The following is a 22,197-nucleotide window of genomic DNA, read 5'->3' as shown; positions in this document are numbered from 1 at the left end:
GAGGGTGTTCACAGCGTTTCTCGAGGAAGCTCGTCGACAATCGCCGTCGTGTCATCGACCCGTGCGCCGCTGCAGTCCCCGCCCCTCGGCCCGCCGCCCGCACCGCAGGCGCCGGCCGCGCGCACCGGATACCCGGGCTTCCACCATGGACTTTCGCTGCTGCACGGCTGGGTGCCGCAGGTCGTGCTGTTCGTCGCGGTGCTGCTGCTGGTGCTGGCGTTCGCGCGGTTCACGCGGCGCTGGTGGCTGCTGTGGATGCCGGTGTGCGCGGTGGTGGGTGCGGCCGCGGCCTGGGCGGCCTGGAGCTACACCAACGATCAGGGCCTGGCCTCGGATCCGGCTCCGGGATTGCTGTGGGCGTGTGTGGGACTGACCGGTGCCGGGCTCGCGGCCGCCATTGTCGGTCTGCGGACCGGATCCTGGTGGCAGCGGATCGCCGCGGTGCTGGCGGTGCCGGTGGCGCTGCTGTACACGGGCGTGGTGCTCAACCAGTGGGTCGGCTACTACCCGACCGTGCAGGCGGCGTGGGACGCGGTCAATGCCGATCCGCTGCCGCATCAGGTCGATCAGGACGAGCTGGCGTCGCTGCGCAATACGAATGTGGGGACGGGCCGGATCGTCGAGGTCGATATTCCGGAGGCGGGCAGCGACTTCCGGCATCGCAGCGAATACGTGTACCTGCCGCCCGCGTGGTTCGCCGGTGACAAGCCGCCCACACTGCCGACCGTCATGATGATCGGCGGGGAGTTCAATACGCCCGCGGACTGGGCCCGCAGCGGCCAGATCATGCCCGCCGTGGACGATTTCGCGGCCAAGAACAATGGCGTGACACCGGTGCTGGTGTTCGTGGACTCGGGCGGCAGCTTCAACAACGACACCGAATGCGTGAACGGCCCGCGCGGTAATGCCGCCGACCACCTGACCAAGGATGTGCCGGGCTATATGGAGTCGACCTTCGGGGTCTCACCCGATCCGGCACAGTGGGCGGTGGTGGGCTGGTCCATGGGCGGCACCTGCGCGGTGGATCTGGCCGTCATGCATCCGGAGCGGTTCGGCACCTTCGTGGACATCGCGGGGGATCTGGGGCCGACGGCGGGCACCAAGGAACAGACCATCAAGCGTCTCTACGGCGGAAATGCCGACGCCTACGCGGAATTCGATCCGCTGACGGTCATGGCGAAGCACGGGCCGTACACGAATGTCGTGGGCCTGTTCGACGACCTGACCGCGCCGAAGCGCAACGACTACGGCCAGGAGCCCAACGGTCAGCAAATGCATTACCCCGGCATGCCGAAGGTGAACGAGGAGCAGATCGGCAAGGGCGGCCGCGACGGCGTCCGGGACACCAATGAGGAGGGCGCCGCCGAGACGCTGTGCGACGAGGGCAAGAAGGTGGGCATCGACTGCACGGTGCACACCACCGTCGGCGGGCACACCTGGCAGTTCGCCGCCTCGGCCTTCACCTCGTCGTTCCCTTGGCTGACAGCACGATTGGGAGTTCCCGTGGCGGGCATATCGTCGTAGAACGTCAGAAGGAGTGCGCCAAAGGCGCACTCCTTCACAGACTTACGAGCGTTCCTACGCCTTCCACCAAGGCCGCAGCGGCACCGTCCAAGCCTGATCGTCGCCCAGCTTCACACCCAGAATCTGGTGCAGCTGCACGACATTCTTCTCGAAGCCCAGCTGACAGCCCGCCATGTAGAGTCCCCACACCTTGGCGGTGCCCTCGCCGACCTCGGCCACCGCGTCGTCCCAGTTCTTCACCAGGTTGTCGCACCATTCGGCGAGCGTGAGCGCGTAGTGCTGGCGCAGGTTCTCCTCGTGCAGCACTTCCAGACCCACGTTCTGGATCTCGGAGATGATGCGCCCGGAGCCCGCCAGCTCGCCGTCGGGGAAGACGTAGCGGTCGATGAAGTCGCCCGCCTTGGTGACGCGGGTGTTGTCCGGCCGCGTGATCGAGTGGTTGAGGAACAGGCCGCCGACCTTCAGCTTCGACTTGATGAACTCGAAGTAGGCCGGGTAGTTGTGCACGCCGATGTGTTCGGTGAGCCCGATGGAGGACACCGCGTCGAAGTCGCCCTCGCGCACATCGCGATAGTCGGAGTGGCGCACCTCGGCCAGGTCGGACAGGCCCTCCTCGGCGATCTTGGCCTGCGCCCACTCGGCCTGCTCGGCGGACAGGGTCGCGCCGATGACCTTGACCCCGCGCTTGGCGGCGTAGCGCACCATGCCGCCCCAGCCGCACCCGATATCGAGCAGCCGGTCCCCGGCCTTCAGGTTCAGCTTGTCGAAGACCAGGCGGTACTTGTTCTCCTGCGCCTGTTCGAGGGTCCAGGCCGGATCCTCGTAGGCGGCGCAGGTGTAGGTCATCGACGGTCCCAGCACGTACTCGTAGAAGGTGTTGGAGACGTCGTAGTGGTGGTGGATGGCCTCGGCGTCGCGAGCCTTGCTGTGCCGCAGGCCTTCCAGGGCGATGCGCCGCCAGCGCGGCAGCGTCTCCTGCGGCGGCGGGGCGATCGGCTTGAGCAGCTCCCAGCCCAGCGAGCGCGCGATGACCACCAGCTGCAGGGCGGTGGGGCGGCGGAACTTCAAGCCGCCCATGGCCTTCAGCAGTTCGTAGGGGTCGCCGGGATGCACGCCGTGGGCTTCCAGGTCACCCGCGATATAGGCGCGGGCCAGGCCCAGGTCGCCGGGCGCGGTGGCGATGTAGTTGACCCCGCGCGGGGTCTTGATCTCGAGGCCGAACTCGGAGTCCGCCGGACCGGCGCTGCTGCCGTCGTAGCAGGTCAGCCGAATGGGCACGGGGCCGTCGAGCAGCGTCTCGAAGATCTCGGCAATGCTGAGTTTGGTTCCGAGCTCGGCGAATACGTCGGAACGGTCCTTGAACGTGGTCACTTGCGTTGCACCGCCTTCGAATACAGATCCAGTAGACGAGAATCCGGGTCGTAGCGTTTCTTGAGGGAGGAGTAGGTGTCGCCCCCGTAGTAGAGGGCCGCGAACTCATCCTGGTCGTAGTAGGCGTCCGAATACAGAGATTTATGACCGTCCAGTTCGGAAACCTTGCGCTCGATGGCGCGGTTGGCCGCGCCCTCCTGCTGTCCCGGAGTGGTCGGCACCGCCGACCAGAAGCCCACATTGACGTAGGTGCGGTCGGGCTCGAGCGGATACAGCGGCCAGGGGCGCTCGCCCTCCGTGTCGCGCAACCGCAACGGGCACAACCAGATCGGCTCGATCGGGATCTCGCGCAGGAACCACTCCACGAAGTCCGCGGTGCGCTCGATGGGCACCTCGATGTCCTGCACCACCCGCTCGCGCGGCGGATTCCCGTGCCGCGCTTCGATCTTGTCGCCGATGGCGTACTTGTGGTCCAGCGCGATGAGCTTCCAGTAGAAGCTAGAGCGCCGGTACTGCTTGGGCCAGAACCGCCGGATGGTCGGGTTCTGGGCACCGAAAGCCCGTGAGCACCAGAACCAGTCGGTGTCCCAGCGCCACAGGTAGTCGTGAATGGTCAGCCGATCCCGCTTGGGCTGCGCGGCGTCGTGCTGGATGGACCGGTAGAAGATGTCCATGCCGGTGTAGTCGCTGACCGGTCCGGGCTCGTCGGTCTGGCGGCCCAGCACCAGGTAGCTCTCGTCGGCGGTGAACACCACGCCGTCGAGGTAGTCGACCCGTTCGCCGTCCCAGGCGCGCTCGGCGATGATCGCGACCATGGCGGCCTCGAGTTCACGCAGATCGTGAAACCTGATGTGCCGCAGCGCGACATAGGGCTCGACCTTTTCCAGCTCGATCTTCAGCCGCGTCGAATACCCCAGTGTGCCGTACGAATTCGGGAAGCCGCGGAACAGATCCGAGTGTTCGCCGTCGCGGGTGGCGGTGATGATCTCCCCGGCCCCGGTGAGCACGTCGATCTCCAGGACCGATTCGTGTGGCAGGCCGTTGCGGAAGGAGGTGGACTCGATGCCCAACCCGGTGACCGCGCCGCCCAGGGTGATGGTCTTGAGCTGCGGCACCACCAGCGGGGCGAGTCCGTAGCGCAGGGTGGTGGCGACCAGATCCTCATAGGTCGTCATGCCCGCCACATCGGCCGTGCGGGCCTCCGGGTCCACCGCGATGACCTGCGTCAATCCGGACACGTCCAGTCCCGGCGCGGTGGTGCGCGCCCGGGCCCGGAAGAGGTTGGACGTCTTCTTGGCCAGGCGCACGTTCGCATCGGGTGGGATCGCCCGGTAGGAGGCCAGCAGTCGATCGACTCCAGCCTGATGCGCGGTGAAACCTGATTCCTGTGCGACCGGTGCGCGTCCGGCCTTCCCCAACAGACTCACTGCCACCCTCGGAAACCTAGCGTGTACCGACCGGTGCGGCCAGCAGGGGAGCACCGGCGGGGCGGGTTTTCACGCATAGTTTGCATGCGTGTCGGCAGTCCTTACCTGCCTTCCTGTGAGTCTATTCCCCGTATTCTCGTGATGATTCTTACTCTCGCTAACGATTGAATCGCGATGTGCGCCGGGCCGTTCATACTTTTCCAATGCAGGATCTAGATCAGCCGGAGACCTCGCGATGGCGGCCCAACCTGCTGGACACGGTCCGAATCGGGCTGCTGGCGGCCGGGTTGCTGTGTGTGGCAACCGGACTGCTGCCCCGGCACGAGGCGGCCGTGAACATGCGGCGGATCGCGCCGCTGCTGTTGTTCCTGGGCAGCGTGATCGTGCTGGCGCAGCTGGCGCGGCGAGCCAAGGTGTTCGACGTGATCGCGCACCGGCTGGCGATCGTCGCGGGCGGGAACTATGTCGGATTGTTCCTGCTGTGCGTGCTGTTCGCCGCGACCACCACGATGGTGCTCAACCTCGACACCACCGCGGTACTGCTGACGCCGGTCATGCTCGCGCTGGCGGTGCCCGCCCGGATTCCCCCGCTGCCCCTGGCCATGACGACCCTGTGGCTGGCGAATACGGCGAGTCTGCTGCTGCCGGTATCGAATCTGACGAACCTGCTGGCCGCGGATCGGGTGGCGCTGACCGCGACCGGGTTCGGCGGCAGAATGTGGCTGCCGCAGCTGCTTTCGATCGCGGTGACCATGGTGTGCCTGTGGTGGTGGTACTGGCGGCGCGCGCAGCGCGGGTCCGACCGGTACGTGGTGCCCGAGCCGATCCGGCTGGAGAGCGCGCGCGAGCGGGTGCTGTTCTCCGTCTCCGGCGGCGCGTGCGTGCTGTTCGTGCTGGCGATTCCGGTGGTGGGGGATCGGATCGGGATCGCCGCCACGGTGGCGGCGGTCATCGCGGTGGCGGCCTTCGCGGTCTACGACCGCGCCGCGCTGCGCTGGTCGCTGTTCCCTTGGCGGCTGCTGGTTTTCGTGTCCGGACTGTTCCTGGTGGTGCCCACGCTGTCGCTGCACGGGCTCTCGCACGTCATGGCCGAGCTGATCGGCGGGGACGGCAGCGGCCTCGGCGTCTTCCGGGCGGCGGGGGCGGGCGCGGCCCTGTCCAATGTCGTCAACAACCTGCCCGCCTACACCGCCGGTGAGGCCGTCATCGCCGACGGCGAGCGAAACCAGTTGCTGGCCTTGCTGATCGGCGTGAACGTCGCCCCGGTGGTGACGCCGTGGGCCTCGTTGGCGACGCTGCTGTGCCTGGAGTTCTGCCGCACCCACGCGGTCGAGGTGCCGCTGCGCAAGTTCGTGCTGACCGGACTGGTGCTGGCCGTGGCGGCGACCGCCGCCGCGACGGCGGGTCTGCTGCTCACCCGCTAGCACCCCCGGGGTGGCGGAGCCCACGTGGCGCAGCGAACCGGCCCGTCGCGATCCGGCGTAGCATGACCCAGCGGTAACAGGGCACACCGCGGAGCAGCGGTGCAGGGTTGCAGTGCCGGTCGGCCCGCGTAATCACAAAGGAGCACATGGTGGGACAGGTCAGCGCCTCCAGTTCGATCGTCGTGTCGGCGGATCCCGCGCGCACCCTCGACGCGATCGCCGATTACGAGACAGTGCGGCCGAAGATCCTCTCCTCGCACTACCGCGACTACAAGGTGGTCGAGGGCGGCCGGGGCGCGGGCACCGTCGCCGAGTGGACGCTGCAGGCCACCGAGAAGCGGTCCCGCAATGTGCGCGCCGCCGTCTCGGTCTCCGATTCCATGGTGACGGAACGGGATTCGAACTCCTCCATGGTCACCGCCTGGACCGTGACGCCGTCGGGTTCGGGCTCGCTGGTCACCGTGCGCACCACCTGGAAGGGCGCGGGCGGCATCGGCGGCATCTTCGAGGGCATCTTCGCGCCGCTCGGCCTGAAGAAGATCCAGGCCGAGGTGCTCGAGAACCTGAAGCGGGAACTGGCCGCCTAGTTCGAGACGCCGATATCGAAGAGGTTGCCCTCCGGGTCGCTCAGCGTCGCCCACTTCGCGCCGTATTCGTCGAAGTCCGCGATGTGCTTGGCCCCGAGGGCGACCGCGCGCTCGATCTCGTCGGGCAGCGCGCCGCCGGTCAGATCCAGGTGCACCACGTTCTTGCCCGGATTCTTGTCCGGGACCGCGACGAACATGAACGTCGGTGTGGCGGCGGCGTTGTCGATGGTCGCGAAGTACTCGTTCGCGCCCTCGTCGACCGGCCGGTCCAGCAACTGCGCGTAGAAGCCCGCCAGGGCGGCGGCATTGTGGCAGTCGAAGACGATATTGCCGAGGGACAGTGCCATGGTTCTCTCCTTGTTTTCAGAGCCGATATTTCAGAGCCGACCGATCGGCCAGCAGACTTCGGTGCGGTAGTCGGCGGGCTCGGCGTCACCGGGCCCGACCAGGTAGATCTCGCGTACGGGCTCGGCCAATGACGAGTCGTGTTCGGCCACATGGCTGCCCAGGGCCCCGTAGGTGCGGTCGAAATCGTCGAACGGGCCCGCGTGCACCGCGACGGCGAAGCGGCGGGCGGGCAGGTCCAGCACCGATCCGGGGTCGAAGCGGTCGCGCTGGCGCGGATCGATCGGCACGTAGGTGACGACCTCGCCCTTGTCGTATTCGAAGAACTCCAGCGCGTAGGTCGCACCGCCCGGTCCGGCCGGTGCGAGATCGGCCGCGGCCAGACTGCCGTACATCGCGCCGAAACTGTGCTCGCACCACGGGCCGCACTCGTCGCGGGTGACGGTCGCGGTCATGGCCAGCACGGGAAGGCTTGCGATGGAACGGTATTCGACCGTCAGCCCCGCCGACGGCAGCAGTAGCGCCTTCAACGACGCGACCACGTCGCGGGTGCGCACCAGTTCGGCCTCCATGCGCTCGAGATGCGCTCGAATGGCCGCGTCCCGCGCCGCCTGATCCGGGGCCGCCATGACCGCCTTGATCTCCGGCAGCGGCATGTTCAGCTCGCGCAGCCGTTTGATCAGATGCGCCTGGTCCACCTGCTCGGTCGAATAGAACCGATAGCCCGAGCTCGGGTCGATGGCGACCGGCTCCAGCAGCTCGATCTCGTGGTAGTAGCGCAGCGTCTTGATGGTCAGGTAGGTGAGCCGGGAGAACTCGCCGATCGGAACCGTTGCCGTCATGCCCTAAGCGAACACCCTCCAGCGAGGGGAGAGTCAAGAAGATCACCGCGTGCCGCCGACTAGGCTGGGGTGCAATCACCATCCCCCAGGAAGGACGCGCCGTGCAGCCCGGTGAAGGATTCGACATCCAGCAGTTGATGGCCCAGGCCCAGCAGATGCAGCAGGCCGTCATGGCCGCGCAGCAGGAGATCGCGGAATCCGAGGTCGAGGGCGAGGCGGGCGGCGGCCTGGTGCGCGCCAAGATCAAGGCCACCGGTGAGGTGCTGGCGCTGACCATCGACCCGAAGGTGGTCGATCCCGAGGACATCGAGACCCTGCAGGATCTGGTGATCGGCGCGCTCAACAGCGCGATGGAGGCCGCGCAGAACCTGGCCGCCGAACGCCTGGGGCCGCTCGCGGGCGGCATGGGCGGCGGCGCCCTGCCCGGATTCTGACGGCGGAGGACGGCGCAGGTGTACGAGGGTCCGGTTCAGGATCTCATCGACGAGCTGGGCAAACTGCCCGGCGTCGGCCCGAAGAGCGCGCAGCGCATCGCGTTTCACCTGCTCGGGGTGGAGCCGCCGGAGATCGACCGCCTGCAGGCGGCGCTACAGAAGGTGCGCGACGGCGTGCGGTTCTGTGCCGTCTGCGGCACCGTCTCCGACGGTGAGCTCTGCCGCATCTGCGCCGACCCGCGCCGCGATCGCACCATGATCTGCGTGGTCGAGGAGCCCAAGGATGTGCAGGCCATCGAGCGCACCCGCGAATTCCGCGGCCGCTACCACGTTTTGGGCGGCGCGCTCGACCCGCTCTCGGGCGTGGGTCCCGACCAATTGCGCATTCGGGAACTGCTGACCCGCATCGGAAATCAGGACGACGGCGTGGACGTCACCGAGGTCATTATCGCCACCGACCCCAATACCGAGGGCGAGGCGACCGCGACGTATCTGGTCCGCATGCTGCGAGACTTCCCGGGCCTGAGCGTGACTCGCCTGGCCAGCGGCCTACCCATGGGCGGCGACTTGGAGTTCGCCGACGAATTGACCCTGGGCCGAGCGCTTTCGGGCCGCCGGGCGCTCTGACACGGGGCTTTGGGGTTTCAGGGGGAACCCCTGAGAGTTACGAGAGTTGTCTAAGTCCAGGTCGGCGGCGCGGGCAGGGGTGCCGGGAGCGCCGCCGGCTGCGGGCACGGAATGTGCTGAACATTGCGGGGGATATCCGCCCCCGCGCCGCTGGCGTGCAATGCCACCGCGATGGCGAAGGTAGCCGCTAATCCGGCCACGACGGCCAAGCCTTTACGCAAGGTCCCCGCGCTCATGGTCGGACGTAGCTTCATCTCTCTCGCTCCTCGCGTCGGTGAGTATTGCGAACTAGCATGAAAACACCGCGTGCAATTAGCGAAATGTTAGCTTTCCTTCGCGCGCGCATCCTTCATTGCCGAGGCGGGCGAGCCGAAATTGGAATCTCTCCGTTATTCAGCGGTCAGAATGTGAGTCGCTGCCAATCGAGGGCCGCGAATCCCGAACGATCTCTGGTGGCCCATCCCCAGATCAGATCCGCGACAATTCGCGGATCGTTTGCGGTAGCGGCGAAATGCTTATCCGCGGACCCTTCGCGGTATTCGAGATCGAAATGCCCATCCGGATGCCGATAGGTCTGGATGTAGACCTGATCACCGGTTTCCACGATCAGATACGGGCCGGGCTGGCCGAGGTCGGGCACCCACGCGTCCACGAGTTGCTTTGTCAGATAGGGGAATTCACCGGCACCGCCGTGGGTGACGGCGGCGGCCACGGAGCCGGCCGGGTCGATGAGCCAGGCCAGCTGCGGATCCCACACCGCGTAGCCGCGCGGGGTGCCCAGCTCGAACAGGAGGTTTCGGGTGTGTCCGATGGCGTCGTAGGGCGTGGACACGAACAGCGCGTCGCCCAGCACGCCGTCGACGGCCGGTGCGCCCAGGAAGGCGTCCGCCTCGGGCAGTTCGGCATTGCGTTTGTCCAGCTCGGCCGCGATCTCGGCGACGGCGTCGACCGCCGATCGACCGTCCTGCGCGGTCAGGTACGCGTCCACCTCGGCGGGGGACGCGGCGGCGCCGGAGGGCAGCAGAACGAGGTCGTAGCTCACCCGGCCAGGCTAGTGGCTAGCCCGCCTGAGCCTGCCGACCGGTCCGCACCTGCGGCGCGGCGCAGGCACAGCCGCCCGCCACATCCGCGCAGTCGGCCACGAACACATGCCGGGCCCGGGCGGTATCGAAACAGTCGGATTCGGTGCAGTCCACCGAGCCCGCGGCGTGCACGATCAATGTCCCGTGACAGTGATCGAGGGCCGATTCGCACAGTGCGCAGTCGATGCGTTCCACCGTCTCCTCCTTCACGCGTCGTTACGGTGATATCACCACGGTGCGACAACTGTGGGAGCTCACCGCGTGTCGCCCGAACTGTCGGAAAAACGCCAGCGTGGCAGGCGCTCCACGTGGTGAACTGGACGGATGGGGATCAAGGTTTCCCTCGAGCATCGCACCGTCTACACCTTCGACCGCGCCGTGCGGATTCATCCGCACGTGGTCCGGCTGCGCCCGGCGCCGCATACGCGCACCACCATCGAGGCCTATTCCATGCGGGTGACGCCCGCCGAGCACTTCGTGAACTGGCAGCAGGACGCCTTCGGCAATTACCTTGCGCGCCTGGTGTTCACCGAGCCCGCGCGGGAATTGTCGGTGGTGATCGGTCTGGTCGCCGATCTGGAGGCGATCAACCCGTTCGACTTCTTCGTCGAGGAGTACGCCGAACACTTCCCCTTCTCCTACACCCCCGAACTCGCCACCGACCTGGACGTGTACCTGCGTCCGGTGGACGAGGGCGAACCCGGCTCCGGCACCGGGGAATTGGTGCGCGAGTGGGTGGCGAGCCATCGGCCGGAACACCATCCGCGCACCATCGAATTCCTGATCTCGTTGAATCAGGCCCTGCGCCACGATGTCGGCTACACCATTCGCATGGAACCCGGGGTGCAGACACCGGACCACACGCTGCGCTCGGCGCTCGGCTCCTGCCGCGACTCGGCCTGGCTGTTGACCGCCATCCTGCGCGAATTCGGTTTGGCCGCACGGTTCGTCTCCGGCTATCTGATCCAGCTCGCCCAGGACATCCCGTCCCTCGACGGTCCCTCCGGCCCGCCCGCCGACTTCACCGATCTGCACGCCTGGACCGAGGTCTATCTCCCGGGCGCGGGCTGGGTGGGTCTGGACCCCACCTCCGGTCTGTTCACCGGTGAGGGCCACATCCCGCTGGCCGCCACGCCGCACCCGGTCTCCTCGGCCGCCATCACCGGCGCGACCGATCCCGTCAATGCCACGCTGGACTTCTCCAATACCGTGCGCCGCATTCACGAGGATCCGCGAACCACGCTGCCCTACAGCGACAGTCAGTGGGAGCGCATCGCGGCGGCCGGTGCCGCGGTGGACGCCCGCACCCGCGCGGCGGGCATCGGCCTGACCATCGGCGGCGAACCCACCTTCGTCTCCATCGACGACCAGACCAGCCCCGAATGGACCACCGAGGCCGACGGTCCGCACAAGCGCGAACGCGCCGCCGATCTCGCCCAACGCCTGCGCGCGCGGTACGCGCCGAACGGGCTGGTCCAGTACCGCCAGGGCAAGTGGTATCCCGGAGAACCCTTGCCGCGCTGGGACATCGCCCTGCTCTGGCGCACCGACAACGAGCCGCTGTGGCTGGATCCAGCGCTGCTGGACGATCCCTGGCTGCCGCCGGACCAGCGCCACATTCGCCAGGCCGCCGCCGACCCGCGACCGGACGAGCCGGACATCGTCGCCGAGTCGACTCCGGTCGGCACCGCCTACCTGGCACCGGATCTCGCGGCCGCGCGCACGCCGCTGGCCAATGGGAACGGAAGACGTTCCGTCGCAGCCGAATTCATGGACGAGAACCATGAGGCGTGGCGGGTCCAGGCCGCCCGCACCGAGTCGGCCACGGTGGGTCTGCGCACTCTCCGGGGCGGCTCCGGGGTCGGGTCGTCGCCGTCGGATGACGCGCCCGCGCCCGCACGCGCGCTGATCCGACACGTGGCGAACGGGTTGGGGCTGCCGCCCAGTCAGGTACGACCCGCCTACGAGGACGCCCTGCTGCGGCTCGCGGCGAAAACCCGTGTGCCGGAGGGCGAGCCGATCGACTCGGTCGAAGACCTGGAGCCGGGCGAGGATTCGGTGCAGGCGCGCAAGGCCCTGCTCGCCGCCCTCGACGCGGTCGTCACCGAACCGGCCGCCTATGTGCTGCCGCTGTATCGCCGCGCCGACGGCTCGGGCTGGGCGAGTGCGGACTGGCGACTCCGACGCGGTCGAATCGTCTTGACCGAAGGCGATTCTCCGGCCGGCCTGCGGCTGCCGCTCGGATCGATCTCCTGGCACGACGCGCCCGTACCGCCGGATCCGGACCCGTTGGCCGCGGCGACGACCCCGCGTCCGGACGAGCCCGCCGTGGTCGAACCGGCCGACGGCGCACCCACCACCGCGCTGGTGGCCCAGGTGCGCGACGGTCGACTGTTCGTATTCCTGCCCCCGCTGGAGGATTTCGACGCCTTCTGCGATCTGGTCGCCCGGATCGAGGCGGCGGCCGCCGAGGTCGGGCAGCCGGTCGTGCTGGAAGGCTATGCGCCGCCCGGTGATTCGCGCCTGCAGACCCTGTCGATCACGCCGGACCCCGGCGTGATCGAGGTCAATGTGCAGCCGACCGCCAGCTTCGCCGAACAGGCGCGACTGCTCGACGACCTGTACGAGCAGGCGCGGCTGGCCCGGCTGGGCACCGAATCGTTCGATGTGGACGGCACCCACAGCGGCACCGGCGGCGGCAATCACATCACCCTGGGCGGGCGCACACCCGCGCGCTCGCCCCTGCTGCGGCGACCGGACCTGCTGGTGTCGATGCTGACCTACTGGCAGCGGCATCCGTCGCTGTCCTACCTGTTCTCCGGGCGCTTCATCGGACCGACCTCGCAGGCCCCGCGGGTGGACGAGGGTCGCGCGGACGCGCTCTACGAGTTGGAGATCGCCTTCGCCGAGATCGCCCGCCTGAGCGCGGAGCGGGCGGGTGAGGACGGCGAGTCCACCTCGGCCCCCTGGGACGTCGACCGGGCGCTGCGGCATCTGCTCACCGATCTGACCGGCAATACCCACCGCGCCGAATTCTGCATCGACAAGCTCTACAGTCCCGAGACCGCCCGCGGGCGACTGGGATTGGTGGAATTGCGCGGCTTCGAGATGCCGCCGCATTTCCGCATGGCCATGGTGCAGTCGTTGCTGGTGCGGGCGCTGGTGCTGCGGTTCTGGGAGCGGCCCTACACCGCGCCGCTGCTGCGCCACGGCGAGAATCTGCACGGCCGCTATCTGCTGCCGCATTTCCTGCTGGCCGATATCGCCGATGTCGCGGCCGATCTGCGCTCGCACGGTATCGAATTCGATATCAGCTGGCTCGAACCGTTCGCGGAGTTTCGTTTTCCGCGGATCGGCACGGTGGTACTCGGGGATATGGAAGTCGAACTGCGCGGGGCCATCGAACCGTGGAACACCCTGGGCGAACAGACCACCGGCACCGGCACCGCCCGCTATGTGGACTCCTCGGTGGAGCGGCTGCAGGTGCGGGTGGTCGGCGCGGACCGGGGCCGATACACGCTGACCTGCAATGGATTCCCGGTGCCGCTCATCGCGGCGGGCAAGGCCGACGTGCAGGTGGCGGGCGTGCGCTACCGGGCCTGGCAGCCGCCCAACTCACTGCACCCCTCGCTGACGGTGGACGCCCCGCTGGTCTTCGATGTGGTCGATCTCGAGACCGGCGTCTCGCGCGGCGGCTGCCGCTACTACGTGTCCCATCCGGGCGGCATGTACTTCGATTCGCCGCCGGTGAACGCCGCGGTCGCGCAATCGCGGCGCAATCGACGTTTCGTACCCTTCGGGCATACCTCCGGTCAGGTCGACATCGCCGAGCTGCGTGCCAAAATGGCCATACAGGCCACCGATGTGGGAGCGCCCGGAATACTCGATCTGCGGCGAGCGCGGACCGTGTGGACCCGGCACGGTTCCACCGCGAGCGTGGCGGGCGACCGATAGGCACACCGGGGAGTGGTAGCGGTGGAATTCGCGAGTTACCGTGCCGCCGCGGCCGGTACCGGCGCGCTCGACGCCTGCGGCCTGCCGACCGGCGGCTTCTACGACGAGCTCGTCGACCGCGACGGCCGCCTGCGCGCCATGTGGGCCGACCTGTCCGCCGACTTCCTGGACCAGGGCCGGGAAGGGCTGCACCGCATCGACGGCCGGGTCCGGCGGCTCATCGAGGACGACGGCATCACCTACACCGAACTGAACCCCGCCGAAACGCCCGCCGCGCCCTCGCCGTGGCGGCTGGACCCGATCCCGCTGCTGCTCTCCGACACCGACTGGGCCGCGCTGGAATCCGGTGTGGTGCAACGCTCCCGGCTGCTCGACGCGGTGCTGGCCGATGTGTACGGCCCGCGCCGCACCATCCTCGAGGGCCTGCTGCCGCCGCAGGTGGTCTTCGCCCATCGCGGGTATGTGCGTGCGGCGCACGGCATCTCGCTGCCCGGACGGCATCAGCTGTTCCTGCACGCCTGCGATGTCAGCCGCTGGAGCGACGGCGGCTTCCGGGTGCTGGCCGACTGGGCGCAGGCCCCCTCGGGTGCGGGCTACGCGCTCGCCGATCGCCGGGTCGTGTCCGCGGCCATTCCGGAGGCCTTCGAACTGGCCAGCCCGCGCCCGCTCACCCCCTTCGTGCGCGCCATGCGGCTGATGCTCATCGAGGCCGCCCCGCAGGCCGCCGACGAGGACCCCACGGTGGTCGTGCTGAGCCCGGGCGTGCACTCCGAAACCGCCTTCGACCAGGCGTATTTGGCGTCGGTGCTGGGTTTTCCGCTGGTCGAGAGCGCGGATCTGGTGGTGCGGGACGGGCGGTTGTGGATGCGCTCGCTGGGCACCCTGAAACGGGTCGACGTGGTGCTGCGCCGGGTGGACGCCGAATTCTCCGATCCGCTGGACCTGCGGCCGGATTCGCAGTTGGGCGTGGTGGGTTTGGTGGAGGTGCTGCGGCGCGGCGCGGTCACCGTGGTCAACACCCTGGGCAGTGGGCTGTTGGAGAATCCGGCGCTGGCCGCGTTCCTGCCCGGCCTGTCGCGACGGCTGCTCGATGAGGAGCTGAAACTGCCGGGCGTCGAATCCTATTGGGGTGGTAGCGATTCCGAGCGCTCCCACCTGATCGCCAACCTGCACCGCCTGATCCTGCGCTCCGCCGTGGACGACACGACCGTCTTCGGCCCCATCCTCACCGCCGTCCAGCGCGCGGAATGGCGGGCCCGTATCGAGGCGGAGGGCTGGAAATGGGTCGGTCAGGAACCGGCCCGATTCTCGGTCGCCCCGGCCGTGGCCGGTGACGGCGGACTGGCCGCCGCACCCGTCGCGGTGCGCCTGTTCTCGCTGGCCGGTCGCGTCGGATACCGCATCATGCAGGGCGGATTGGGGCAACTGCATCAGCGCGGCGGACCCGAGGGCATGGTCGGGGAGGCCGCCGCCAAGGACGTATGGGTGCGCGCGGCACCCGCCGCCGTCCCGGCCGTTCCCGCCGTGGAGGTGCCCGAGGAGCGCGAGCGCCGGGTGGCCGCCGTCGCCTCGGTGGACGTGATCAGCTCGCCGCGCGTGCTCAACGACCTGTTCTGGCTGGGCCGCTACGGCGAGCGCGCCGAGGCCACCGTGCGCCTGCTCAGCGCCATTCACGACCGGCACCAGGACTACCGGTACCGGCCGTGGCTGGAGGGCGCGGAGGCCATGCCGGTGCTCATGTCCGCGCTCGGCCGGATGACCGGCACCGCCCAGCCGCCGAGAAAGACCGCCGCACAGCGGGATCCGGGCGAGCGGCGGCGCACTCGGCGTCGGCAGGTGCAGGAGCAGGCGGCACAGGGTCAGTCGCAATCGCAGTCGCAAACCCAGTCCACGCGTCGCCGGGAATACTCCGATGAGCCGACCATGCCGATCGCGCTGCCCGGCGCGTCCCGGCGCGACCACGACTACCTGGTGTCGCTCACCGTCGACCGCGAACTCTCCGGCTCGGTCGCGTTCTCGGTCGAGCGCTATGCGAAAGCCGCACGCGCCGTGCGCGATCAGCTCTCGCCCGACACCTGGATGGTCATCGGCTCCATCGATCGCGCCCTGGCCGAGTACACCGGTCGCGGCGATCGCGGAGCCGCGCTCGCGGCCGTCCACTCGAAGGTGTTGTCCGGCCTGCTCGCGCTCACCGGCATCGACGCCGAATCGACCGTGCGCGACACCGGTTGGCACGTCATGGATATCGGCCGCCGCATCGAACGCGCGCTGGCGCTGTCGGCCCTGCTGTCCGCCGCGCTCACCGACACCTACCCGGAGGAGGTGGGCCGGGTGGTGACCGACGCGGTGCTGTCGGCCACCGTCTCCGCGGTGAGTTACCGCCGCCGCCACCGGGATTCGGTCCGGATCGCCGCCGTCGCGGGCCTGCTGCTGTTCGACGAGCACAATCCGCGCTCGCTGGCCTATCAGCTGGAGCAGCTGGACGCCGACTTCCTGACCCTGCCCGGGGCCTCGGGAGCCTCACGCCCACAACGACTCCTGGCCGACACCCGGCGCATGCTGCGCCGCGTCGATCCCGCCGATCTCGAGGCCACCGACGCCGACGGCCACCGCGTCGACCTGGCCGAGCTGCTCGACGGCGTCCACCTGCGGCTGCGCAAACTCTCCGAATCCTTCGAGGCCACCCGGCTTTCCGTGCCCCGCGAGACCCAGCCGCTGTGGGGCTCCACGCGAGTGGTGGGGTGAGCCATGCGTCGTCTGCGCGTGCTGCACCGCACGATCTATGTGTACTCGGACGTGGTCAGCAGTTCCTACGGCCGCGCGTTCCTCACCCCGCGCGAATTCCCGGGCCAGCACCTGCTTTCGCACGATATTCGCGTGGACCCGGTGCCGTCGGATCGCTCGGTCGGCACCGACGTGTACGGCAACACCACCCTCTACTTCCACGTCACCGCCGAACACCGCCGCCTCGAGGTCACCGGTGAATCCGTCGTGGAGCTCGAATCGCCCACCGCGCCCGACGAGCAGCCCACCTGGGAGCAGGCCCGTCCGTCCGGTGAGAATGGGCCCCTCGCAGTCGAATTCGCCCTCGACCTGACACCGCCGGAGATCATTCCCGAGGTGGCCGCCTACGCCGCCGAATCCTTCCCGCCCGGGCGGCCCCTGCTGGAGGCGGTGAAGGAGCTGACCGCCCGCATCCACACCGATTTCGCCTACGAATCCGGGTCCACCACCGTGACCACCCGCGTCGCCGACGTCTTCGCCGACCGCCACGGCGTCTGCCAGGATTTCGCGCGCCTGGCCATCGCGTGCCTGCGGTCCCTGGGGTTGGCCGCCCGCTACGTCTCCGGCTATCTGGCCACCGACCCGCCCCCGGGCAAGGAGCGCATGGTCGGCGCGGACGCCACCCACGCCTGGGCCGCGGTGTGGCTGCCCGGTGATGGCGAAGGGCTTTTGGGTGACGGCGATGGCCACTGGATCGGCTTCGACCCCACCAACAATCAGTTCGCCGACGACCGCTACGTCACCGTCGCGTGGGGCCGCGACTACGCCGACGTCCCACCGCTGCGCGGCATCATCTACACCGATGCCAAGGAGTCCACCATCACCGTCTCCGTCGACGTCGCACCGCTCGAGGAGTAAGTCATGCGCGATTTCGTCTGTCCCCGCTGCGGCCAGCGACTGGCCTTCGAGAACACCGTCTGCCTCGGCTGCGGTAGCGATATCGGATTCGACCTCGAGGCTCGCGCGCTGCTCCCGCTCGAACCGGGCAAGTCCGCCATGTGCGCGAACCAGCTGGTGGCGCAATGCAATTGGCTGGTCCCGGCGCCGCCCGACGGTGCCGACCCGATCCTGTGCGAATCCTGCCGATTGACGCGCGTGCGCCCCGCGGACTCGGACGACGGCTGGCTCGAGGCCTTCGGGCAGGCCGAGGCCGCCAAGCGCCGCCTGGTCTTCGAACTGACCGAACTGGGGCTGCCGATCACCGACCGCACCGCCGACCCGGACCACGGCCTGGCCTTCGACCTGCTCGCCAGCGCCGACGAGTCCGTCACCACCGGCCACGAACGCGGCATCATCACCCTCGACCTGGCCGAAGGCGATGTGCTGCACCGCGAACGCGTGCGCCTGGAAATGGCCGAGCCCTACCGCACCCTGCTCGGCCACCTGCGCCACGAGATCGGCCACTACTACTTCGAGGTCCTGGTGACCGCCGACGGCGACCGGGAGCGCTGCCGCGAGCTGTTCGGTGACCCCGATATCGACTACCAGCGGGCCCTCGAGCGCCACTACGAGCAGGGCGCGCCGCCCGGCTGGGAAGACCGCTACGTCTCCGCCTACGCCACCATGCACCCCGCCGAGGACTGGGCCGAGACCTTCGCCCACTACCTGCACATCCGCGACACCCTCGACACCGCGGCCGCCTTCGGCTTCGCCCCCGCCGGCGCCACCCTCGAGCGCCCGCCGATCGGGGACGCCGCCTTGGACCGCATCATCGAGCTCTGGCTGCCCCTGGTCTGGGCCCTCAATATGATGAATCGCAGCATGGGCCACCGGGATCCGTATCCCTTCGTGCTGGCCGACCCGGTTCTCGACAAAATGCGCTTGATTCACGAACTCTGCGCGGCGGCCGGGCAGGGATGACACACTCGGACCGTGCAGGCGCAGACCTCCGGTGTGGCCCCCGCCTCCCCGACTTACGGGCGTCTATCGCCCGCATGTAAACTCGTGATCATCATGCAGCGGGCCCTTCTTCTCCTCGGCCGCCGCGACGGGTTCTGATACGGACCGGCTCCCGTCGCGGGGATTTGCCGTGCCGGTCTACCCCATACCTGGGATCCAGCCACACCCTCGGAGATAAATCGCCATGTCACCCGCTGACGCTTTCGTATCCGGTACGCGCATCATCACCCCGCCGTCCAAGCCCGCGCCCGCCGACCAGCCCGCCTGGAACACGCAGAAGAACTCCTCGATGCCGACCTTCCGGTATCGCCCGTTCGCCGAGGAGGTCGAGGCCATCGAGCTGCCCGACCGGACCTGGCCGAACAAGATCATCGACCGCGCGCCCGGCTGGTGTGCCGTGGACCTGCGCGACGGCAACCAGGCGCTCATCGATCCCATGAGCCCGGCCCGCAAGCGCCGCATGTTCGACCTGCTGGTGCGCATGGGCTACAAGGAGATCGAGGTCGGCTTCCCGTCCGCCTCGCAGACCGACTTCGACTTCGTCCGCGAGATCATCGAGGACGGCGCCATTCCGGCCGACGTCACCATTCAGGTGCTGACCCAGTGCCGCGCCGAGCTGATCGAGCGCACCTTCGAGGCCTGCAACGGCGCACCGAACGTGATCGTGCACTTCTACAATTCGACCTCGATCCTGCAGCGCCGCGTGGTCTTCCGCGCGGATCGCGACGCGGTCAAGAAGATCGCCACCGACGCCGCGAAGCTGTGCCTGGAGATCGAGAAGCGCTACCCGGACACCAACTGGCGCTACGAGTACAGCCCCGAGTCCTACACCGGCACCGAGCTGGACTACGCCCGCGAGGTCTGCGACGCGGTCTCCGAGATCATCGCGCCGACCCCGGCCAAGCCGCTGATCATCAACCTGCCCGCCACCGTCGAGATGGCGACCCCGAACGTCTACGCCGACTCCATCGAGTGGATGAGCCGCAATCTGGCCCGCCGCGACTCCATCGTGCTGTCGCTGCACCCGCACAACGACCGCGGAACCGCCGTCGCCGCCGCCGAATTGGGCTACCTGGCCGGTGCCGACCGCATCGAGGGCTGCCTGTTCGGCAATGGCGAGCGCACCGGCAATGTCTGCCTGGTGACGCTGGGCATGAACATGTTCTCCCGCGGTGTGGACCCGCAGATCGACTTCTCCAACATCGACGAGATCCGCCGCACGGTCGAGTACTGCAACCAGCTGCCGGTCGCCGAACGCCACCCCTACGGCGGCGACCTGGTCTACACCGCCTTCTCCGGCTCGCACCAGGACGCCATCAACAAGGGCCTGGACGCCATGAAGGCCGCCGCCGACGCGCAGGGCGCGGATGTCGACGACATCACCTGGGAGGTCCCGTACCTGCCCATCGACCCGAAGGACGTCGGCCGCACCTACGAGGCCGTGATCCGGGTGAACTCGCAGTCCGGCAAGGGCGGCGTCGCCTACATCATGAAGACCGATCACGGCCTGGTGCTGCCGCGCCGCCTGCAGATCGAGTTCTCGCAGGCCATCCAGCGCATTACCGACGGCGAGGGCGGCGAGGTCACCCCGAAGGAGATGTGGGACGTCTTCTCCGAGGAGTACCTGACCCCGATCCTGCCGCTGGAGCGCATCCGCCAGAAGGTCACCGCCTCCGAGGTCGACGGCGGCGTCGACCACATCGAGGCCGTGGTCAAGGTGGACGGTGTCGAGCACGCCATCTCCGGTGAGGGCAACGGCCCGCTGGCCGCCTTCGTCGACGCCCTGGCCACCATCGGCTACGACGTACGGGTGCTGGACTACAGCGAGCACGCCATGTCCTCCGGTGACGACGCCCAGGCCGCCGCCTACGTCGAGGTCGCCATCGGTGATCAGGTCACCTGGGGCGTCGGCATCGCCACCTCGATCACCACCGCCTCGCTGCGCGCGGTCGTCTCGGCGGTCAACCGCGCTGCCCGCAAGGGTTGAGCGAAACCGCAGGTTGTCGAGCCCGCCGCGATTATTTCGCGGCGGGCTCGAACTGTCCGGGCGGGCCGATAATGCTAGCGTTGGTTCGCAATAGCGCCGAGCTCTCTGTTCGAGCTGTCGAGCAGATGGGGGACACGTGACCACGAAAGATCAGAATTCGACCGCCAAGCCGGGTGATCCGGAGGGCCTCGACGACGCCCTCGAGGCGTCCGCGGGGAGAGACGAGCCCGACGAGGCGAAGGAATCCGGGGCCGACTCCGAGGAGCAGGCGGCGGGTTTCTTCCCGCCGGTACCGGATTCGATCGACCAGACCGTGCACATGGCCGGGCCGGGGGAGGGCTCGAACCCGTTCGCGGCACCCGCCGGAGCCAATCCCTTCGCGCCGGGCGGTCCCGGACCCTACGGCCCGCCAGGCTTCCCGCCCGCCGGCGGCTTCCCGCCGCCGGACGCCGGACAGTTCGCGCCGCCGCCGAATCCCGGTGCGCCGAACGGCTTTCCGCCGCCCGGTGCGCCATTGGGCGAGGTCGTGGACCACACGCCCTACGGCGACATCCGCCAGGAGATCGGCAGCGACGGCATGGTGCGGCGGGTGTTCCCCGAGAACGGCGGGCCCGGTCCCGTCGAAATGAACGGGGAGCCGGGCCATTTCGGCGGTCCGGGGCAGCCGGGCCAGTTCGCGCCGTCCAATGATCAGCCCGACGGGCCGATCTACAGCTGGTCGCCGCCCCCGGCCGCGCCGCCGCAGCAGCCCCAGCCGCCGGTCGGCTTCCAGCCGGGTTGGAATCCGCAGCCGCAGCAGGGTTTTCCGCAGCAACAGCAGCAGCCACCGGGCAGCTTCGGGCAGCAGTACGGCCAGCAGCCGATGCCGCCGGGCCATTCGGTCAATGACCTGAACCTGTTGAAGCGGGCCAAGCGCGCGCCGCGCAGCGGTTGGCGTCGCGCCGTGCACAAGGCCTCCGGCGGTGCCATCAATCCGGGCGAGTCGGCCGCGGACGTGGTGTACCGGCAGTTGGTGGACCGGGTGAATCAGCCGGTGCGCGGGGACTACCGGATCGCCATCCTCTCGCTCAAGGGCGGTGTCGGAAAGACCACCACCACGGTCGGTCTCGGCTCCACCTTCGCCTCGCTGCGCGGCGACCGCGTGATCGCCATCGACGCCAACCCGGACCTCGGGACGCTGGCGCACCGCGTGCCCCGCCAGACCCGCTCCACGGTGCGAAACCTGTTGGAGGACGGGCACATCAGCCGGTACTCGGATGTGCGCGCGCACACCTCGCAGGCCCCGAGCCGCCTGGAAGTGCTTGCCTCCGAACAGGATCCGGCCGTGTCGGAGGCGTTCTCGGAGGCGGACTACCGCAAGGCCATCGGCATCCTGCAGCAGTTCTACAACATCATCCTCACCGACTGCGGCACCGGTCTGATGCACTCGGCCATGTCGGGCGTGCTGGACATGGCCAGCTCGCTGGTGCTGGTCACCTCCCCGGCCATCGACGGCGCGCGCAGCGCCTCGGCGACCCTGGACTGGCTCGACCACCACGGCTACCACAAGCTGGTGGAGCGAACCGTGGTGGTGGTCAACGCCTCTCGTAAGGGCTCCTCGACGGTGGACCTGGACCAGCTGCGCAAGCTGTTCCTGGATCGCACCCGCGCGGTGCAGGTGGTGCCGTTCGACGATCACCTGGCCGAGGGCGCGGAGATCGATCTGGAGCTGGTCGGCAAGCCCACCCGCCGGGCGCTGCTGGAGCTGGCCGCCATGGTGGCCGACGACTTCGGCTACCACGCGGCGGCGCAGGGGTTCCCGCCGCAGCAGGGCGGATATCCGCAGCAGCAGCCCGGATTCCAGCCGCCGGGCGGCTACCCGCAGCAGTGACGGAAATGCCCCGCGGCTCGAAAACAGCCGCGGGGCATTC

Annotated in this window: 18 protein-coding genes; 11 read left to right on the top strand and 7 right to left on the bottom strand. The window is 68.7% G+C overall.

Annotated elements, in window-relative coordinates:
* Window positions 1–48 precede the first annotated feature (48 nt).
* Window positions 49–1,524, top strand: coding sequence for an alpha/beta hydrolase (locus VMT65_RS21635; protein WP_326310119.1), 1,476 nt, complete (start codon window positions 49–51; stop codon window positions 1,522–1,524).
* A gap of 54 nt (window positions 1,525–1,578) precedes the next feature.
* On the opposite strand, the gene VMT65_RS21630 is transcribed toward VMT65_RS21635, so the two are convergent.
* A complete protein-coding gene (locus VMT65_RS21630) occupies window positions 1,579–2,895 on the bottom strand; it encodes a class I SAM-dependent methyltransferase (RefSeq protein WP_326310118.1) in 1,317 nt (438 codons plus the stop codon).
* Window positions 2,892–4,322 carry an FAD-binding oxidoreductase gene (locus VMT65_RS21625; protein WP_326310332.1) on the bottom strand — a complete coding sequence of 477 codons (1,431 nt, stop codon included), beginning with the start codon at window positions 4,320–4,322 and terminating at the stop codon, window positions 2,892–2,894. Before VMT65_RS21625 ends, VMT65_RS21630 begins: the two co-directional genes overlap by 4 nt.
* A 203-nt stretch (window positions 4,323–4,525) precedes the next feature.
* On the opposite strand from VMT65_RS21625, the gene VMT65_RS21620 reads away from it, so the two are divergent.
* Together VMT65_RS21620 and VMT65_RS21615 are read left to right on the top strand one after the other, a co-directional pair.
* Window positions 4,526–5,746, top strand: coding sequence for an SLC13 family permease (locus VMT65_RS21620; protein WP_326310117.1), 1,221 nt, complete (start codon window positions 4,526–4,528; stop codon window positions 5,744–5,746).
* A gap of 149 nt (window positions 5,747–5,895) precedes the next feature.
* The gene (locus VMT65_RS21615; protein WP_326310116.1) at window positions 5,896–6,333 is read left to right on the top strand and encodes an SRPBCC family protein; all 438 of its coding nucleotides are present in this window, start codon (window positions 5,896–5,898) and stop codon (window positions 6,331–6,333) included.
* Here the strand turns inward: VMT65_RS21615 and VMT65_RS21610 are convergent.
* Together VMT65_RS21610 and VMT65_RS21605 are read right to left on the bottom strand one after the other, a co-directional pair.
* A complete protein-coding gene (locus tag VMT65_RS21610) occupies window positions 6,330–6,680 on the bottom strand; it encodes a VOC family protein (protein ID WP_326310115.1) in 351 nt (116 codons plus the stop codon). The two genes, VMT65_RS21615 and VMT65_RS21610, sit on opposite strands and share 4 nt — an antisense overlap.
* A gap of 30 nt (window positions 6,681–6,710) precedes the next feature.
* The gene (locus tag VMT65_RS21605; protein WP_326310114.1) at window positions 6,711–7,520 is read right to left on the bottom strand and encodes a MerR family transcriptional regulator; all 810 of its coding nucleotides are present in this window, start codon (window positions 7,518–7,520) and stop codon (window positions 6,711–6,713) included.
* A gap of 101 nt (window positions 7,521–7,621) precedes the next feature.
* On the opposite strand from VMT65_RS21605, the gene VMT65_RS21600 reads away from it, so the two are divergent.
* Together VMT65_RS21600 and recR are read left to right on the top strand one after the other, a co-directional pair.
* Complete coding sequence (locus VMT65_RS21600; RefSeq protein ID WP_326310113.1) at window positions 7,622–7,954, top strand: YbaB/EbfC family nucleoid-associated protein; 333 nt, start codon at window positions 7,622–7,624, stop codon at window positions 7,952–7,954.
* 18 nt (window positions 7,955–7,972) lie between these two features.
* Complete coding sequence (gene recR, locus VMT65_RS21595) at window positions 7,973–8,581, top strand: recombination mediator RecR (protein ID WP_326310112.1); 609 nt, start codon at window positions 7,973–7,975, stop codon at window positions 8,579–8,581.
* A gap of 50 nt (window positions 8,582–8,631) precedes the next feature.
* Here recR and VMT65_RS21590 read toward each other — a convergent pair whose 3' ends face one another.
* The 3 genes from VMT65_RS21590 to VMT65_RS21580 all read right to left on the bottom strand — a co-directional run bounded on the left by VMT65_RS21590 (window position 8,632) and on the right by VMT65_RS21580 (window position 9,873).
* Window positions 8,632–8,835, bottom strand: coding sequence for a hypothetical protein (locus tag VMT65_RS21590; RefSeq protein WP_143161508.1), 204 nt, complete (start codon window positions 8,833–8,835; stop codon window positions 8,632–8,634).
* 146 nt (window positions 8,836–8,981) lie between these two features.
* A complete protein-coding gene (locus tag VMT65_RS21585; protein ID WP_326310111.1) occupies window positions 8,982–9,623 on the bottom strand; it encodes a hypothetical protein in 642 nt (213 codons plus the stop codon).
* 16 nt (window positions 9,624–9,639) lie between these two features.
* Entirely contained in the window at window positions 9,640–9,873 is a 234-nt protein-coding gene (locus VMT65_RS21580; RefSeq protein WP_326310110.1) for a hypothetical protein, read from the bottom strand.
* A gap of 114 nt (window positions 9,874–9,987) precedes the next feature.
* On the opposite strand from VMT65_RS21580, the gene VMT65_RS21575 reads away from it, so the two are divergent.
* From VMT65_RS21575 to VMT65_RS21550, 6 genes are all read left to right on the top strand, one after another.
* Window positions 9,988–13,617, top strand: a complete 3,630-nt coding sequence (locus VMT65_RS21575) for a transglutaminase family protein (RefSeq protein WP_326310109.1) — start codon at window positions 9,988–9,990, stop codon at window positions 13,615–13,617.
* A gap of 21 nt (window positions 13,618–13,638) precedes the next feature.
* Entirely contained in the window at window positions 13,639–16,362 is a 2,724-nt protein-coding gene (locus tag VMT65_RS21570; protein WP_326310108.1) for a circularly permuted type 2 ATP-grasp protein, read from the top strand.
* A gap of 3 nt (window positions 16,363–16,365) precedes the next feature.
* The gene (locus VMT65_RS21565; RefSeq protein WP_326310107.1) at window positions 16,366–17,259 is read left to right on the top strand and encodes a transglutaminase family protein; all 894 of its coding nucleotides are present in this window, start codon (window positions 16,366–16,368) and stop codon (window positions 17,257–17,259) included.
* A gap of 3 nt (window positions 17,260–17,262) precedes the next feature.
* A complete protein-coding gene (locus tag VMT65_RS21560; protein ID WP_326310106.1) occupies window positions 17,263–18,261 on the top strand; it encodes a zinc-binding metallopeptidase family protein in 999 nt (332 codons plus the stop codon).
* A gap of 223 nt (window positions 18,262–18,484) precedes the next feature.
* Window positions 18,485–20,287 carry a 2-isopropylmalate synthase gene (leuA, locus tag VMT65_RS21555; protein WP_326310105.1) on the top strand — a complete coding sequence of 601 codons (1,803 nt, stop codon included), beginning with the start codon at window positions 18,485–18,487 and terminating at the stop codon, window positions 20,285–20,287.
* Between the two features lie 136 nt (window positions 20,288–20,423).
* The gene (locus tag VMT65_RS21550; protein WP_442790273.1) at window positions 20,424–22,157 is read left to right on the top strand and encodes a MinD/ParA family ATP-binding protein; all 1,734 of its coding nucleotides are present in this window, start codon (window positions 20,424–20,426) and stop codon (window positions 22,155–22,157) included.
* Window positions 22,158–22,197: the final 40 nt, after the last annotated feature.

Source organism: Nocardia sp. CDC153, from assembly GCF_035818515.1.
Taxonomy (GTDB): domain Bacteria; phylum Actinomycetota; class Actinomycetes; order Mycobacteriales; family Mycobacteriaceae; genus Nocardia.
This window is presented reverse-complemented; position numbering and strand designations above follow the sequence as displayed.